This window comes from Pseudomonas sp. Sample_23, from assembly GCF_004307595.1.
GTDB classification, from domain to species: domain Bacteria; phylum Pseudomonadota; class Gammaproteobacteria; order Pseudomonadales; family Pseudomonadaceae; genus Aquipseudomonas; species Aquipseudomonas atacamensis.
Genome location: NZ_RCNX01000043.1, coordinates 59,642 through 75,901, shown reverse-complemented (window position 1 = coordinate 75,901; position 16,260 = coordinate 59,642). Strand labels below are relative to the sequence as shown.

Sequence of the window (16,260 nt, the reverse complement as noted above, 5' to 3'; positions counted from 1 at the left end):
AAATTCGTTCGTCCTGAAATGCAGTGCTTAGAAGTTCACGCCGAAGCTGAGCGCCACGAAGTCGCGGTCATCCACGGTGGTGTACTTGCCGTCGAAGAAATTGGTGTAGGCCAGGCTCGCGGTGTAGGTGTTCTGGTACTCGGCATCGACGCCCAGGCTGACCGCTTTGCGACCTTCCTCGAAGTTGCCGCCAGGGCCTGGCGAGTAACCGCTGACGTCGTGGGACCAGGCCACGTTCGGCTTGAGGTTCACACCGGCAAACACGTCGTTGTATTCCCAGATCGCCCGACCACGGTAGCCCCACGACATCGACGTGGTGAAACCGTCGTTTTCGCAATTGCGGCTGCGGTTGTTCTGCGGCGAACCGGGACCTGCACCGTTGATGGTGCTGTTGTTGAGGATGTTAGCGCAGGTATCGATACCGCCAGTGGCCGGCAATTCGCCCGGACCGTAGACCGGGTCACGGCCATAGCGCTTGTCGGAACGGCTTTCCAGGCCACCGACGTAGGTCGCGCCGACTTCACCGACGAGGGTCAGACGGCTGGCGCCCATGACCTGATCGAAGAAGTGCGTGAAGGTCGTCTGGATCTGGGTGATTTCCTTGCGCTCATAGCCATGCAGATCCTGACCCGGCACGCCGGTCAGCAGCGAAGCGTTGGTCAGTGCACCGCCCAATGGACGCACGCCGGCAAACAGGATGTCGGTGGAGTTGAGTTGTACCGGCGCGTTCGGACGGTAGCTGATCTCACCGCTCCACGCCGTACCGGTAGGCAGGGTGGTGGAGAAACTCAGGCCGTAGAGACGAATGTCTTCCGGGTATTCGATGAAGTAATTCGAATTGCCCGCGACCAGCAGCGGTGCGAGTGCGGCGAACGGCCCCGGCAGCGCGGCGGCAGTGTTGTAGACCGACTGCGGTGCGCCGGTTGCACTGAAGATCGGCGCACGGCTGTGGTAGTTCATGAAGTAGGCGCCGAACTCGGTGTCGAGTGGCTCAAACATGTATTTGAGGGACGCGCCCCACTGACCGCTGTCGCGCGCGTCACGGTCCGGCCCACGGCGCACCAGCACGCCTTCCTGGTCGACGTTCACACCGTTGGCGGCCAACGGCCCCAAAGCGATCGCCGGAATCTGCGAACGCTTGTTCAGTACGCGCAGATTGTTGTCGCAACCGTCGGCAACGATGTCCGGCTGGGAGAAGAAGGTGCCGCAGTTGTCGACGACGGTCTGGTCCCATTCCAGTTGGTAGAACGCTTCGGCCGAGAGGTTATCGGTGAGGCTCTGCGACACGTAGAACATGTTGACCGGAATCAGGCCTTCCTTGATCTCGGCGCCCGGACGACGGAACGCGGAGACGTCGATCGGGTTGATCGAGTTGATGCCGCCGCCGATGAAGGTACTTTCACCCCAGCTCACTACCTGCTTGCCCAGACGCACGGAGCCCGGCTGATCGGCAATCGCGTAGTTGTGGTAGACGAAGGCGTCGAGGATCTGCCCGCCGGAGGACTTGGCGCCCTCTTTGCGGTTGCTGTCGCTGATGTCCTTGAACTCGCGGCTCTCGTCCTTCAGTTCGAAGTCGTACCAGTACTTGCCACGGACGAACACGCCGGTGTCGCCGTATTTCAGTTCGAGGTCATGGATACCCTTGAAGATCTTCGAGAAGGTCTCGCCGCTCTTGAAGTTGGCGTGACCGTCATCGGAGGTCTGCGACAGGCCACGGCCGCCGTTGTTGACGCCGATGAGGTTCTTGTTCGGGCTCTGAGTAGACCAACTGGCACCGATCGACAGGGACGAGTCGAACTGGCCTTCGATTTCACCGACGTTGAAACTGACGCCGAATGCAGGCCCGGCGAGCGAGGAGGCAAGACTGACCGCCAGAGGCAGTTTTGCCCGGCGCCAGAACTGGTTTACTGAGGTCATCGACGCTACTCCATGTGCATTATTGTTATGGCAGTGAGTACTTTTAAAAACGCTGTGGAGGACCGGGCGCCAGGGCTGCCCGAAATCGTTCCAGAGTTGCTCGCCCCGTTCAGTGCGTGTGCTCCGTTTTCAAAAAGTCCTTGAGCGGACTATAGCCAGCGGGTGGTAGTGCTTGATCCCTCTAAAGTGTGATTTGCAGCCGCCAACCACTCTGGAACAGTCCTTTCGCCAGTCCGACACACGTCGGCACGGCAAGGATGGCTGATTTTTTCGATTTCACAAGCCAAGCGCTTGCTTGGTGGGTCTGGCGCGCCGGTTTCGGCGCGCCAGCAGGCACTTAAAGTGTCGAAAGGAAGGTGCTGTTGTTGGCCTGCCATTCGGTGATGTCGAGGCGGATGCGCTTCTTGTCGAGCTTGCCGACACTGGTCTTGGGAATTTCGGTAACAAGGGCGATCTGACTGGGAATCGCCCACTTGCTCAGGTGCCCCAGCTCGACGAACGGCTTGAGGTGTTCCTTCAGTTCCCGTGCGCCAATCACCTGCCCTTCGCGGACCACTAGCAAGGCAAACGGACGCTCGCCCCACTGCGGATCGGCGATGCCCACCACTGCTACTTCGCGTACCGCCGCATGCCTGCTGATGAGGTCTTCGAGGTCGAGTGAGGAGATCCACTCGCCGCCGGTCTTGATCACGTCCTTGATGCGATCACGAATATCGATCACGCCCATACTGTCGAGCGTGGCGACGTCACCGGTGTGCAACCAGCCACCGGCCCAGAGCTCGGCGCCCTTCTGCGGCTCGTTGAAATAACCTTCGGTCAGCCATGGCGCGCGCAGCACCAGTTCGCCCTGGGTTTCGCCGTCGGCCGGAAGGAAATTGCCCTCGCCGTCGACAATCGCCGCTTCGACCAGTGGCCCCGGCACGCCAGCCTTGATCCGGTAAGTGGTGCGCTCGTCTTCGCTGCCGGCCATCAATTCGTCGTTGAGGTGCGCGCAGGACACCAGCGGCCCGGTTTCCGACATGCCGTACGCGGCCGTCAGTTGAATGCCTCGGGCCTTGGCGTTTTCATAGAGGCTGCGATTGAGCGCGCTGCCGCCGATGACGATTTTCCAGCCGCCAAAGTCGGCGCCCTGCGCGGCTTTGGCGTTGAGCAGCATCTGCAGGATGGTCGGCACGCAATGGGAAAAGGTGACCTTCTCCTTGCGCCACAACTCCACCAGATACTCCGGATCGTAACGCCCCGGATAAACCTGCTTGAGCCCGAGCATGGTCGCCACGAAAGGCAAACCCCAGGCATGGACATGGAACATCGGCGTGATCGGCATGTACACATCGTTGGTACCGAGCAGCCGTACGCTGTCGATCGAACCCATGATCGTCGCCACGCCGATGGTGTGCAGCACCAGTTGCCGGTGGGTGAAATACACGCCTTTCGGATTGCCCGTGGTGCCGGTTGTGTAGAACGTGGTGGCCACCGAGTTTTCGTCGAAGTCTTGGAAATCGTATTGCGCACTCGCAGCGGCCAGCAGTTGCTCATATTCGCCGACGAGGTTCGGCAGCTCTGCGGTTTTCTCCGGCAGATCGCTCAGCAGCAGGGTTTTCTCCACCGTGGTCAGCTGCGGCGCGATGGCCTGATACAGCCCGACGAACTCGCTGTTGACCAGCACGAAGCGGTCTTCGGCGTGGTTCATGGTGTAGAGGATCTGCTCCGGCGACAGGCGCACGTTGATGGTGTGGATCACCGCGCCGATCATCGGAATGGCGAACATGCATTCCAGATAACGGTGGCTGTCCCAGTCCATCACCGCCACGGTGTCACCAGCCTTGACGCCGGCAGCCGTCAGCACGTTGGCCAGCCGCGCAACCCGCTCGATCAGGGTCGGATAGCTGTAGCGCAACTGGTCGCGGTAGATGATTTCGCGGGTTTTCTCGTAACGGGCGCCGGACATCAGCAGCCGTTTGATCAGCAATGGATACTGGTAGGCCCCATCGGCCGGCGGAATGACCCGAGTCTGCAACATAAGAATCCCTTTTCTGACTGCACGGTGTTGGCGGAGAGATTCGTACTCTAGTGCGCCTGCATGACAGTCAAATCAGCCAAAGGAATGATTTGCAGAGCCGTACAAATGCTAGCTTTGCGCCAGCATTTCGGGCCGAAGTTGAAGAAAACACGACCTGTGGGAGCGAGCCTGCTCGCGAAGGCGTCGGGTCAGTCGACATTTTTGGTGACTGGACTGGCGCTTTCGCGAGCAGGCTCGCTCCCACAAGGATTGATGTGTTCCAGTTCTCAATGCATCTCGGTGAATGCGATTTTCACGCCGAGAGCAATCAGCACCGCGCCCATAGTGCGGTCGAACCAGTGGCCCATGCGGGCGAAGCCGGCGCGCACGCGTTGTTGGCTGAACAGCATCGCCACCAGGCAGAACCAGATCGCCGTCGCCACCGCCAGGTAAACGCCATAACCGGCCTGCACCGCCAACGGCGTGTGCGGGTTGATCACCACGGTGAACAGCGAGAGGAAAAACAGCGTGGCTTTCGGGTTCAGACCGTTGGTGACGAAGCCCGAGGTAAAGGCGCCCCGCGCGGTGCGTACGCCGGTTTCCCGGTGCAAGTCATCGGTGACGGTTTTCGCCGGTTGCGCGCGCAAGGCCTTGAAGCCGATGTAAAGCAGATACGCGGCGGCGGCCCACTTCAGCGCGTTGAACAGCACGATCGATTGCGACACGATCAGACCGATGCCGAGCAACGAATAGCCGACATGCAGGAAAATCGCCGAGCCCACGCCCAGCGCGGTCCAGGTGCCGGCGCGGCGCCCGTGGGTCACGCTCTCGCGCACGACGACAGCAAAGTCCGGTCCGGGGCTGGCCACGGCGAGCAGATGGATCAGGGCAACGGTCAAGAACTCGGTCCAGTACATGGGGGCTCCTTTGGGGCAGCTTGGTCAATAAAAAATCTGTAAAGAACACAGTCCTGTGGCGAGGGGATTTATCCCCGTTGGGTTGCGAAGCAGCCCCAAAAACTTCTGTCTGGCCCGCAGGCAATGATTTTGCGACTGCTGCGCAGCCGATCGGGGCGGTGCGACGTTTCGCTAAATCCCCTCGCCACAGGGTTATGTGTCCGCTGCGGGGTCAGCGTAACGATTTGTTTCATCTGGTAGGCTCGGCAGATTACGCCCTCCGCTCACAGCACAAAAGGTACAGTTGATGACGAACACGCGCCGCGCGGTATTCCTTGATCACCCTTCGCTGGACCTCGGCGATCTGGACCTCGGTCCGTTGCGCGAATGCTTCAGCGACTTGCAGCTGTTCGCGCAGACTCTGCCGGAACAGGTCAGCGAACGCCTGCACGGCGCCAGTGTGGCAATCACCAACAAAGTCGTGATCGACGCCGCTGCAATGGCTGCCAACCCGCAACTGAAACTGATCCTGATCAACGCCACCGGCACCAACAATGTCGACCTCACTGCCGCCCGCGCCCACGGCATCACCGTGTGCAATTGCCAGGCTTACGGCACGCCGTCGGTGGCGCAACACACGATCATGCTGTTGCTCAACCTCGCCACGCGCCTGGCCGACTATCAAAAGGCTGTGGGCGCAGGCCGCTGGCAACAGGCGAAACAGTTCTGTCTGCTCGACTACCCGATCGTCGAACTGCAAGGCAAAACCCTCGGCCTGCTCGGCCATGGCGAACTCGGTGGCGCCGTGGCGCGACTGGCCGAAGCGTTTGGCATGCGCGTGTTGCTCGGGCAGATTCCGGGGCGCCCGGCTCGGCCGGATCGCCTGCCGCTGGAAGAACTGCTGCCGCAGATCGACGCCCTGACCCTGCACTGCCCGCTCAACGAGCACACCCGGAACTTCATCGGTGCCGGCGAACTGGCCGCGATGAAGCCCGGCGCATTTGTGGTCAATACCGCTCGTGGCGGCCTGATCGACGAGCAAGCGCTGGCCGACGCTTTGCGTAGCGGCCATCTCGGCGGTGCGGCGACAGATGTGTTGAGTGTCGAGCCACCGACCCAGGGCAATCCGCTACTCGCCGCCGATATCCCGCGCCTGATCGTCACCCCGCACAACGCCTGGGGCAGCCGCGAGGCACGCCAGCGTATCGTCGGGCAACTGAGCGAAAATGCCCAGGCGTTCTTCAGCGGTGAGGCGCTGCGGGTCGTCAGTTGATAAACTGCGGCACTTTTTTTCAAGGAGCAGTTATGGATCCGCGCAGTGAAGTACTGCTTCGTCAGGCCGAGTTATTCCAGGGTTCGCTGCTGTTGGCCGGCCTGCCCGCCGATGATTTGCTCGGGTGTCTGCCGAATGCGTTCGGCTGGTGCTGGCACGCTGGCGACCAAGCCGCACTGGACGCGCGTTTCGAGGGCCGCAGCCAGTTCGGCGTGAATGTCCCGGAGCGCGATTTCGACAGCGCTGTGGTGTTCCTGCCCAAGTCCAAGGACCTCACCGATTACATCCTCAACGCCGTGGCGTCGCGTCTGGCGGGGCGTGAGGTGTTTCTGGTCGGGGAAAAACGCAGCGGCATCGAAGGCGCATCCAAGCAGCTCAATCCGTTCGGCAAGCCACGCAAACTCGACAGCGCCCGGCACTGCCAGCTCTGGCAAGTCACCGTGGCCAATGCGCCTGAAGCGAAACCGCTGGAAAGCCTGGCGCAGACCTACGAACTGCCGCTGGCCGAAGGGCCGTTGAAAGTCATCAGCTTGCCGGGCGTGTTCAGCCATGGGCGCCTGGATCGCGGCAGCGCCCTGCTGCTGGAGCATCTGGACAAACTGCCGAGCGGCCATCTGCTCGATTTCGGTTGCGGCGCCGGCGTGCTCGGGGCTGCGGTGAAACGTCGCTATCCGCACAATCAGGTGACGTTGCTGGATGTCGACGCGTTCGCCGCCGCCAGCAGTCGTCTGACCCTGGCAGCCAATGGCCTGGAAGCCGAAGTGCTGACCGGCGACGGCATCGACGCCGCGCCGATGGGTTTGAGCGCGATTCTGAGCAATCCGCCATTCCATGTCGGCGTGCACACCGATTATTTCGCTACGGAGAACCTGCTGCGAAAAGCGGCGAAACATCTGAAAAACGGTGGCGAACTGCGCCTTGTGGCGAACAGCTTCCTCAAGTATCAGCCGTTGATCGAGGAGCATCTGGGCGTGTGTGCAATCAAGGCTGAAGGCAATGGTTTCCGGATCTACCGGGCCAAGCGCGGCTGAAAATTTGTTCTTGCCCAATCGGATTTGCCTAGGCAGAATCCGCTCCGTCCTAGGGGAGTAGTCTCCCACGAGCGCCATGCTCGTCCGGCATACGTCAACATACTTGATCCTCAGATCATGGCGTATGCGACCCAAGCGTCCGCACCAGACGGATCGCAGGGTTTGACAAGACCTATGACACGCACACCTTACCCGGGGCGGGAAGGCTGTACGTGTCATAGCCGTGTCGACCCGCCCCTTAGGAAATCCCTGATGCTGGACTCGCTACTCATTCCCACCGCTATCGTTGCCTTGGCCGAAATCGGCGACAAGACGCAACTGCTCGCGCTGATTCTCGCCGCTCGCTTTCGCAAACCCTGGCCGATCATTGCCGGGATTGTCGCCGCGACTTTGGCCAACCACGCAGCAGCCGGTGCGGTAGGTGCCTGGGTCGGCAGTTTCTTCTCCGACGCCGTCCTGCACTGGATCCTCGCCGCCAGCTTCGCCGCCACGGCACTGTGGACCCTGGTCCCGGACAAAATGGATGACGACGAAGCCAGCACGGCGCGCAAGTTCGGGCCGTTCCTGACCACGCTGATCGCGTTCTTCCTCGCGGAAATCGGCGACAAGACGCAGATCGCCACGGTGATGCTCGCCGCGCAATATCCGGAACTGTGGCTGGTGATTATCGGCACCACCGTGGGCATGCTGATTGCCAACGTGCCGGTGGTCCTGGCGGGTAACTTTGCCGCAGAGAAACTGCCGCTGACCCTGATCCGCCGCCTCGCGGCTTCGGCGTTCATGATTCTGGCGATTGTTGCGGTTTATAAAGCGATGCAGAGCAGCGGCTGGGTTTAACCCCGTCTACTGAACTACCCAAAACCTGTGGTGAGGGGATTTGAAGGATCGTTCCCACGCTCTGCGTGGGAATGCCTCAAGGGACGCTCCGCGTTCCAATGGGACGCAGAGCGTCCCGGGCTGCATTCCCACGCAGAGCGTGGGAACGATCATTGGCTCAGGACTTCGGGGCTTTTTCGTACAGCGGCATCACCTTCGGAATCGCTGCCTGCAACGCAGCAATGCGGCTGCTCGATGCCGGGTGAGTGCTCATGAATTCCGGTGGCGCGCCTTCGGAAGCCTTGCTCATCTTGTCCCACAGGGTGATTGCCGCGTTCGGGTTGTAGCCGGCGCGGGCGGCCAGTTCCAGGCCGATCAGGTCGGCTTCGTTTTCGTTGGCGCGGCTGTTGGGCAAGGTCATGCCGTAGTTGGCCACGGTGTCGGCCAGCGCCAGGCTGTCCTGGCCCAGACCGAACAAGGCACCGGCGCCCTGCTTGGCCATCTCCATACCGTACGCCTTGGACATCGCTTCACGACCGTGCTCGCGCAGGGCGTGGGCGATTTCATGGCCCATGACCGCAGCGATTTCATCGTCGGTGAGTTTCAGGCTGTCGATCAGCCCGGTGTAGAAGATGATCTTGCCGCCGGGACCGCAGTTGGCGTTGAGCTCATCGCTCTTGATCAGATTGACTTCCCATTGCCACTGCGCCGCGTCCGGGCGGAAGGTTGGCGCCTGGGCGATCAAGCGGTTGGCGATGGTCTGCACGCGCTTGGCTTCAGGGCTGGTCTTGTCCAGCACACCTTTGCTCGACGCCTCGCCGACAGTCTTCTGATACGACTGCGCGTACATCTGATCGACCTCTTGCGAGGACAGCATGCTGAACATGTACTGCTTGCGCTCCACGCCCACGGCACCGCCGCTGGTGGTGTTGACCGACTGACAACCGGCCAGCAACAGCGCTGCGCTCAAAGCACTTACTACTAATGTCTTGTTCATTCAAAAGCTCCCTGAAAACCTGAGGCGTATCCTAGGCGGCTAATTGTATCGGCGCCAGACACAACGGACGCATTGCGCGTACATTCACCTATGGCCGCAAGACCTCGTGGAAATTCCTCAAGCGCATTGAATCCGCCGTGCACCGATCCATCAGCGACATCGCGCGGCGATTCCGACCAGCGTCTCTCATGGCCGCGCCCACCCCGCCGATAAATCCCTCGCAGTTTGTCCTCTTGCGTGCGGAGCTCCCATGAAGTTCAAGTCGATCCAGTTTTCCGTCGCCGCTCTGGCCGGCGCCATCGTTCTCAGCGTGGTCGCGGCGCTGGTGCTGTACGCGCTATTCTCCGGCGCTCGCACTCAAGAAATGGTGCAACAGCGCACCCAGGCGCAGTTCGAGCAAGTCATCGAACAGCGCCTGACCTCGCTGGCGCAGACCCAGGTCAGCCAGATCCAGCGCGAACTGGAAGCGCCGCTGCTGATTGCCGGCGGTCTGGTACGGGTCAACGCCCTGCTCGGCACGACCGCCGCCGATGGCCAGCCGCGCCTGAGCGTCAGCCGCGAGCAACTGATCAGCCTGATCAAGGAAAACGTCGAAAAGAACCCGAAGATTCTCGGCACCTACATCGGCTGGGAAAAAAACGCACTGGACCACAATGACGCGGCCTACATCGGCAGCGCCGTGGTCGGTATCGACCCCGCCACCGGGCGCTTTTTGCCGTGGTGGTTCCGCAATACCGACGGCAGCCTGGGCGTGGACAAACTGGCCGATGTCGACGACCAGAAAACCTTGTCCACCGGCATACGCGCCAGCGAGTATTACCTGTGCTCGAAAGAGACAAAGAAACCCTGCGTGATCGACCCGGCACCGTACAAGGTCGGTGACAAGATCGTCATGCTCGCCTCGTTCATCGAACCGATCATGGTCAACGGCGCGTTCCAGGGCATCGTCGGCGCCGACCTCTCGGTGAACTTCATTCAGGACATGCTGCTCGCCGCCAACCAGAAGCTTTACAGCGGCGCCGGTGAAATGGCCCTAGTCGGCGGCAACGGGCGGATCGTTGCCTACACCAAGGACTCGAGCAAATTCGGTGAAAAAGTCAGCGACATCCTCGACGCCGAACAGGCCAGCAATCTCGCCAATCTCAAGCGCGACGAGGTCACCTATTCGGTGAATCAGGCCAAGGGCCGCATCGAGCTGTACCTGCCGTTCGGCATCGGCCAGACCGACGCACGCTGGACGCTGATGCTGCAATTGCCGCTCAACGCGGTCATGGCCGATCTGCAAAACCTCCAGACCGACCTTGATGCCCAGCGCAAATCCGACACCTTCGGCATGGCCATGGTCGGCCTGATCATCGCCGGCATCGGCCTGCTGGTGATCTGGCTGGTGGGCCACGGCATTGCGCGGCCACTCAAGCAAATGGTCGCCATGCTCGATGACATCGCTCAGGGCGAAGGCGATCTGACCCGGCGTCTGAGCAGCGACCGCAGCGATGAACTGGGCTCGATTGCCAAAGGCTTCAACACCTTCCTCGCCAAATTGCAGGCGATGATTACGCAAGTGGTGACCTCGGTGCAGAGCGTCAGCGATTCCTCGGAACACACCGCCGACATCGCCATTCGCACCAACATCGGCGTGCAGAAACAAATGGCCGAAATCGATCAGGTGGCGACTGCGGTGCAGGAAATGACCGCCACCGCCCAGGACGTGGCGCGCAACGCCACCCAGGCCGCACAAGCGGCAAGCCACGCCGACCAGGCCGCCAGCCAGGGCATGCAGATCGTGCGCGACACCTCGAATTCGATTGGCGTACTGGCGGTGGAAATCGGCAAGGCTGTCGAGGTGGTGCAGACGCTGGCCAAGGACAGCGAAAACATCAACGCCATCCTCACCGCCATTCGCGGCATCGCTGAACAGACCAATCTGCTGGCACTGAACGCGGCAATCGAGGCCGCCCGGGCCGGCGAGCAGGGTCGCGGTTTTGCCGTGGTCGCGGATGAGGTGCGCAATCTGGCGCAGAAAACCCAGAAGGCCACCGAAGAAATCCAGAGCATGATCCAGCAGTTGCAACAGGGCACCCGCGATGTGGTGCGCGTCATGGAAGACAGCCAGAACCGCACCGACGAAAGCGTGCAGCACGCGGCGAAAGCGGCCGAAGCGCTGGAGACCATTACTCAGGCCGTGTCGGTGATCAACGACATGAACACGCAGATCGCCAGTGCGGCAGAAGAGCAAAGCGCAGTGGCCGACGACATCAACCGCAATGTGATCAACATCGGTCAGGTGGCGAATGAAGTGGCCGGCGGTGCGGATGAGTCGAGTTCGGCGAGCGCCGGGTTGACCAAACTGGCGGAACAGCAGCGGCGGTTGATCAATCAGTTCAAGGTCTGAAAGATCAAGAGCCCCTCACCCTAGCTCTCTCCCGGAGGGAGAGGGGACCGACCGCGATGTCTTGCGCTCTACATCGACCTGGAAAAAAACAGTCGATTATGGATTCACAACAGATCGTTCAGGTCGGTGTACCTCTGAAGCATCCCCCATTCGGCTCCCTCTCCCTCCGGGAGAGGGCTGGGGTGAGGGGCTTTTGATCCACGCAAATCAAGCCGGGGTCAAACACTCCGGCCCGTTCAACTTCGGATCATTCACCAGATTCGCCAACACTCGCTCGCGCAGCGCCGCCGGTTCGCTGGCGAGCAAACCCTGCAACACATGCAGCGGCGTTTCAGGATCAAGCCAGGCCGCCTGCCCCGCTTCATCAAGAATCAACGGCCGGCGCTGACTCGCCGCCGACTGAGTGATCACCGCCGTGCTCAGCCAGACCTGCTCCTGCACCGGATACGCTTCCCAGATCGCGGCGAAAAACAACGAAGAGCCCTCCCCCGGCGTCAACCAGTAAGGCCGCTTGCGCTGGGTGCCGCGCCATTCGTAGAAGCCGTTGGCCGGCAGCAGGCAGCGACGCAAGCGCAAGGCCTCACGAAACATCGGCTGTTCTGCGACAGTTTCAGCGCGGGCGTGTGCAGGGGTTTTCGACAGATCGGTCAGCCACGGCGGCGTCAGGCCCCAGCGCGCACGGGCCAACGTGCGCTGGCCATCTTCTTCGGCACGCAGCATCAACACCGAATCATTCGGGGAAATGTTCCACTGCGCCTGCTGATCGGCGGGAAAACCTGGCAGGGCCGCGAACTCGCGGTTCCAGCGAAACAGGGCATAACGTCCACACATGGGGCAACACGACTCTGAATAAAACGAAGGCCAGCCTAACAGACCAGCGTGCCGGGAAAGCTTTCCGGTTCGTCGCCGGGCAACGGCAGCGCGGCATTGTACGCGGTGATCAGCTCGCGGGCGTATTCGGCTTGATCGTTATCCACCGACAGCCAGAGCAGGCCGAAGATCGGCAATTCACCCGCACCGCCCACCAGATCACGGCCGATCAGATGCGCCTCGATCCCCTCACTGGCAAGCATGCCCTTGAGCATTTCGCCCTCCATCAGGTTCGCCGGTTCGTAGATGCGCTGCATACGCGGCCCTCACTCGTTTTCGCTGAAGACTTCCAGATGCCACTCTTCTTCATGTACCTGCAGGACAAAGGTGATCGGACGACAGCACACCTGGCAGTCTTCGATATACGTCTGATCTCCAGCGGACAAATCCAGAGTGGTCTCGACTTCCTCACCGCAATACGGACATTCATACAGTGCATTTTCCAGCATCGCGGTCTCCCCAGTGACTTGTGCGTATAATCGCCGGTCTGTTTGCAGGGCTATTTTTGTCTGGCTACTTTTCAGACCGTGCCCCGCGGGTTTTCGATCAAACCCTTTACTTACCCTAGCCGTTTCCAACAAGAGAGCATGATGGGCGAATTCGATGCCATCCGACCTTACGACGACAGCGAAGTACCTGCGGTACTGGCAAGACTGCTCGGCGACAAGGCGTTTCTAGATATCCTCACCCACTTCCGCTTCCCGCGTTTTGCCGGTGCCTTCGGCTGGATGCTCAAACCTCTTATAGCCCATCGGCTGCGTCGTGAGTTTGCCGACGTGAATTCCGTGGCTACCTTACAGGACAAAGTCGAGTTCTACGTCGACCACACCATCGAGCGCGCCACCGACGGCGTGACGTATACCGGTGTCGAGCAATTCAAGTCCGGCAGCGCCTACCTGTTCATCGCCAACCACCGCGATATCGTCATGGACCCGGCCTTCGTCAACTACGCCGTGTACCACGCCGGCCTGCCGACGCCGCGCATCGCGATTGGCGACAACCTGCTGCAAAAGCCGTTTGTCAGCGACCTGATGCGCTTGAACAAGAGCTTCATCGTCCACCGTTCGATCACCGGCCGCCGCGAGAAGATGGCGGCTTATCAATTGCTGTCGGCGTACATCAACCACTCGATCCGCAACGATTGCGCGTCGATCTGGATTGCTCAGGCTGAAGGTCGGGCGAAGGACGGCGACGACCGTACCGAGTCGGCGATCCTCAAGATGTTTCACATGAGCCGCAAGGACGAGCCGTTCGGCGAAGTGATCCGCTCGCTCAACGTGACGCCGGTGTCGATCAGCTATGAGTACGACCCGTGCGATCAGGCCAAGGCCCGCGAGCTATACATCCGCGCCACCACCGGCACCTACGCCAAGGCGCCGGGCGAGGATGACGTGAGCATCGCCAAGGGCATCACCGGCTACAAGGGCCGGGTCCACGTGAACTTTGCCGCGCCGATCACCGAGGTGTTTGAAGACACCAAGCAATTGGCGATCGAAATGGACAAGCAGATTCTCGGCGGCTACCGGTTGTTCCCGGTGCATTACCTGGCGTACGCGCAGTGGGCGGATGCCGATTCGCAACTGAACGTGCCGAAAGCGGCCGAGGTGTTCCCGGCTGACGAACTGGCCAAGGCGCAGGATGAATGGCAGAGCCGACTGGACGCCTGCCCCGCTGAGCATCGGCCGTACCTGGTGCTGCAATATGCGACGCCGGTGCGCAACCAGTATCGGGTCAAGGCTGGATTGCCGCTGTAAAGCAACAGCTGTGGCGAGGGGATTTATCCCCGCTGGACTGCGCAGCAGGCCCTGTTTTTCTCAGGTAAAAACTTGGGAGCGCTGCGCACTCCAACGGGGATAAATCCCCTCGCCACAGGTTTGCTACTGCTTCAGAAGCGCGTGCTGATCCAGGACACCAGCAGCGCCAGACCGAGGCAAGCAAAACCAAAACGATAGAAAAACCGGTTCATGCGCAACGTCGCCCAATCGAGCATCGGCTCGGCATTGGGCTGCGCCTGGCGCTGTGCCGCCAGACTGGCCTGGGCGCGTTGCTCTCGTCGGCGGGTCGCGTGCAGCAGCCAACTGCCTGGAAAGGCCAGCAGCAAGGCCAGCAGGTTGATCAACTTGGCGGGATGGGCGGTAAACAGCGTCATCAAGTGCAGCGACATCACAGACCTCGAACTTAACCGGTGTGGCAGACGCCAGACCGACGACCGCGGCGCGGATTCTACCCAAACCGGCCCACCCTGCCCCAGCCTTTGCGACAAATAACCTGACAATCGACCGATGGCTGTCCTGTGTCATGGCATCGTCACGTGGATGCTTCACCCTGCGCGCCTCGAAACCCGAATGGAATGCGACATGCTGCACGCGGAAAACCAGGATCGCCTGTACCTCATCACTCCTTACGACGAGCAGCAAAGCCTGGTCGGCAGCCTCGCCTTCAACGTGCAGGACCGGCACTGGCTGGTGTATTGCGCGCTGGGCGGGCATCAGCATGCGGACTTGCCCGAGACCGATTTGCTGACTGGCGTGAGCGTGCTTGATTTCTATTCCCAGGCTGCCTGAACGTCAAAAGCACCCTCACCCTAGCCCTCTCCCAGAGGGAGAGGGGACTGACCGAGGTGTTTGCGGTAGATACGCCGACATGAGATACCGCGCCGAATTCAGGTTTTGAAGCACACGCGATCGGCTCCCTCTCCTTGGGGAGAGGGGACTGAACGAGGTGTTTGCGGTAGATACGCCGACTTGAGATACCGCGCCGAACTCAGGTTTTGAAGCACACGCGATCGGCTCCCTCTCCCTCGGGAGAGGGCTGGGGTGAGGGGAATCGATTTCCCATACGACACAAATCTCAGATCCACAAAAAAGCCCGGAACCATCACTGGCCCCGGGCTTTTTCACATTCGCTGCAAACTTACTCAGCGAGCACCTGACCCACGGTCGGGTCCTTGAACAGACGCGTCAGCGCATCGCTCAATACATCGCTGACCAGTTTGGTGTTGGTTTCCTGATTCGGCGCCATGCCGAAGCGCTGGTCCAGCGACGCACCGTAACGGCCGCTGTAACGGCGGTTGGCGTTCTGCACGTCGGAGCGGAAGGTCGCGCCGATGGTGGCTTCGGTCACGTACATGCCTTCTTTTGGCGACTGGTATTTCAGCTCGGCCAGGGTCACGGTCAGCTGCGGCGCGTTGGGTGCGTTGGTGGTCGGGGTGAAGCCGAGCAGGCGTACGGCGGCTTCGGCCTGGGCCTGCAGCTTGGGCAGGATCTGCTCGCGCTGTACGGTGATGGCGCTGGTTTCCGGGTACAGACCGCCACGGGTGCCGAGGGTCGGCGAAGGACGACCGTCGACCACACGCACGATGACAGGCTGGCCGCGACCGACCGCTGGCAGTTGCGTGGTCAGCTTCGGCTCCGGATTCAGTTGTTGCGGGCTGTGGGCGCAGCCGGCGAGGGTCAAACCGGCGACAGTGATCAAACCGAACAACAGGCGTTGCAACATGCTCTTCTCTCCAGAATCAGGCACAAACAGGCCGGCAGTATAGCGGTGGGCCACTGCGCGTAACCAGCGCCGCACAGTGAATACTGCAATGTCAGACAAACCCCGCCGAAAGCGGTTCCTGTCACACATTCTTCACCGTCCATACACTCTGGCGTCATGGCTTGCCGACAAGCTTCAAAGCAGTCCTCCTTCAAGGAACTCTGCCATGCGTTATCTGATCTCGCTGTTCGCCCCTCGCCCACTGCATCGCAGCTTCGCCCTGCTCGACCGCAACGGCCGTTGCCAGGCTTTCAAGCAGTGCAGCCTGCAACCGATGGGCGATGGCTGGGTGGAAATCGAAGAAATCCGCCTGACCTGGTTGAACCAGCCGCTGCCCGCCAGCGCCCGAGTCGTACCGCGACAAATGCGCGCACGGGGTCAGGTGCAGTTGAGCATCTGACCGGATGCCTAATAAAAGTCATTAAACACGAGCAACTGCGCGCATTTCTTCGCTACAATCTCCCCCCGATTATAAGGACGTCTCCTGATCGGGCCCCGCAACAGCGTCAATGCGCATGCATCGACATCAAAA

16 protein-coding genes and 1 riboswitch are annotated in these 16,260 nt (G+C 60.9%); of the genes, 7 read left to right on the top strand and 9 right to left on the bottom strand.

What is annotated here, in order from left to right:
* Positions 1-27: 27 nt before the first annotated feature.
* From D8U82_RS11340 to D8U82_RS11325, 3 genes are all read right to left on the bottom strand, one after another.
* Entirely contained in the window at positions 28-1,917 is a 1,890-nt protein-coding gene (locus D8U82_RS11340) for a DUF1302 domain-containing protein (protein ID WP_110603014.1), read from the bottom strand.
* Positions 1,918-2,254: 337 nt separating this feature from the next.
* Positions 2,255-3,937 carry a fatty acid--CoA ligase gene (locus D8U82_RS11335; RefSeq protein ID WP_130902218.1) on the bottom strand — a complete coding sequence of 561 codons (1,683 nt, stop codon included), beginning with the start codon at positions 3,935-3,937 and terminating at the stop codon, positions 2,255-2,257.
* Between the two features lie 266 nt (positions 3,938-4,203).
* Positions 4,204-4,833, bottom strand: a complete 630-nt coding sequence (locus D8U82_RS11325) for a LysE family transporter (RefSeq protein WP_016773245.1) — start codon at positions 4,831-4,833, stop codon at positions 4,204-4,206.
* A 286-nt stretch (positions 4,834-5,119) separates the two neighbouring features.
* Between D8U82_RS11325 and D8U82_RS11320 the strand changes: the two genes are divergently transcribed.
* The 3 genes from D8U82_RS11320 to D8U82_RS11310 all read left to right on the top strand — a co-directional run bounded on the left by D8U82_RS11320 (position 5,120) and on the right by D8U82_RS11310 (position 7,953).
* The gene (locus tag D8U82_RS11320; RefSeq protein ID WP_130902217.1) at positions 5,120-6,085 is read left to right on the top strand and encodes a 2-hydroxyacid dehydrogenase; all 966 of its coding nucleotides are present in this window, start codon (positions 5,120-5,122) and stop codon (positions 6,083-6,085) included.
* A gap of 32 nt (positions 6,086-6,117) precedes the next feature.
* Positions 6,118-7,116 (top strand): class I SAM-dependent methyltransferase, encoded by a 999-nt coding sequence (locus D8U82_RS11315; protein ID WP_130902216.1) that lies wholly within the window; start codon positions 6,118-6,120, stop codon positions 7,114-7,116.
* 40 nt (positions 7,117-7,156) lie between these two features.
* A riboswitch (yybP-ykoY riboswitch) is annotated at positions 7,157-7,279 on the top strand.
* 89 nt (positions 7,280-7,368) lie between these two features.
* The gene (locus tag D8U82_RS11310) at positions 7,369-7,953 is read left to right on the top strand and encodes a TMEM165/GDT1 family protein (protein WP_130902215.1); all 585 of its coding nucleotides are present in this window, start codon (positions 7,369-7,371) and stop codon (positions 7,951-7,953) included.
* Between the two features lie 157 nt (positions 7,954-8,110).
* Here the strand turns inward: D8U82_RS11310 and D8U82_RS11305 are convergent, their stop codons facing one another.
* A complete protein-coding gene (locus D8U82_RS11305) occupies positions 8,111-8,929 on the bottom strand; it encodes a M48 family metallopeptidase (RefSeq protein WP_016773242.1) in 819 nt (272 codons plus the stop codon).
* Positions 8,930-9,179: 250 nt separating this feature from the next.
* On the opposite strand from D8U82_RS11305, the gene D8U82_RS11300 reads away from it, so the two are divergent.
* Positions 9,180-11,321: a methyl-accepting chemotaxis protein gene (locus D8U82_RS11300; protein ID WP_130902214.1), complete on the top strand. Its 2,142-nt coding sequence runs from the start codon at positions 9,180-9,182 to the stop codon at positions 11,319-11,321.
* A gap of 207 nt (positions 11,322-11,528) precedes the next feature.
* On the opposite strand, the gene D8U82_RS11295 is transcribed toward D8U82_RS11300, so the two are convergent.
* From D8U82_RS11295 to D8U82_RS11285, 3 genes are read right to left on the bottom strand one after another with little or no spacing between them, the layout of a single operon-like run.
* Positions 11,529-12,152 carry an SOS response-associated peptidase gene (locus D8U82_RS11295; RefSeq protein ID WP_024014271.1) on the bottom strand — a complete coding sequence of 208 codons (624 nt, stop codon included), beginning with the start codon at positions 12,150-12,152 and terminating at the stop codon, positions 11,529-11,531.
* 35 nt (positions 12,153-12,187) lie between these two features.
* Complete coding sequence (locus tag D8U82_RS11290) at positions 12,188-12,448, bottom strand: DUF2007 domain-containing protein (protein ID WP_024014272.1); 261 nt, start codon at positions 12,446-12,448, stop codon at positions 12,188-12,190.
* A 9-nt stretch (positions 12,449-12,457) separates the two neighbouring features.
* Positions 12,458-12,640, bottom strand: a complete 183-nt coding sequence (locus D8U82_RS11285; protein ID WP_016773238.1) for a CPXCG motif-containing cysteine-rich protein — start codon at positions 12,638-12,640, stop codon at positions 12,458-12,460.
* A gap of 141 nt (positions 12,641-12,781) precedes the next feature.
* On the opposite strand from D8U82_RS11285, the gene D8U82_RS11280 reads away from it, so the two are divergent.
* A complete protein-coding gene (locus D8U82_RS11280) occupies positions 12,782-13,945 on the top strand; it encodes a 1-acyl-sn-glycerol-3-phosphate acyltransferase (protein ID WP_177434129.1) in 1,164 nt (387 codons plus the stop codon).
* Positions 13,946-14,076: 131 nt separating this feature from the next.
* On the opposite strand, the gene D8U82_RS11275 is transcribed toward D8U82_RS11280, so the two are convergent.
* The gene (locus tag D8U82_RS11275; RefSeq protein ID WP_064362140.1) at positions 14,077-14,355 is read right to left on the bottom strand and encodes a hypothetical protein; all 279 of its coding nucleotides are present in this window, start codon (positions 14,353-14,355) and stop codon (positions 14,077-14,079) included.
* Between the two features lie 193 nt (positions 14,356-14,548).
* On the opposite strand from D8U82_RS11275, the gene D8U82_RS11270 reads away from it, so the two are divergent.
* Complete coding sequence (locus D8U82_RS11270; protein ID WP_008083982.1) at positions 14,549-14,755, top strand: hypothetical protein; 207 nt, start codon at positions 14,549-14,551, stop codon at positions 14,753-14,755.
* Between the two features lie 349 nt (positions 14,756-15,104).
* Here the strand turns inward: D8U82_RS11270 and D8U82_RS11265 are convergent, their stop codons facing one another.
* A complete protein-coding gene (locus D8U82_RS11265; RefSeq protein ID WP_024014276.1) occupies positions 15,105-15,689 on the bottom strand; it encodes a YajG family lipoprotein in 585 nt (194 codons plus the stop codon).
* A 205-nt stretch (positions 15,690-15,894) separates the two neighbouring features.
* Between D8U82_RS11265 and D8U82_RS11260 the strand changes: the two genes are divergently transcribed.
* Positions 15,895-16,128 carry a hypothetical protein gene (locus tag D8U82_RS11260; RefSeq protein WP_016773235.1) on the top strand — a complete coding sequence of 78 codons (234 nt, stop codon included), beginning with the start codon at positions 15,895-15,897 and terminating at the stop codon, positions 16,126-16,128.
* Positions 16,129-16,260: the final 132 nt, after the last annotated feature.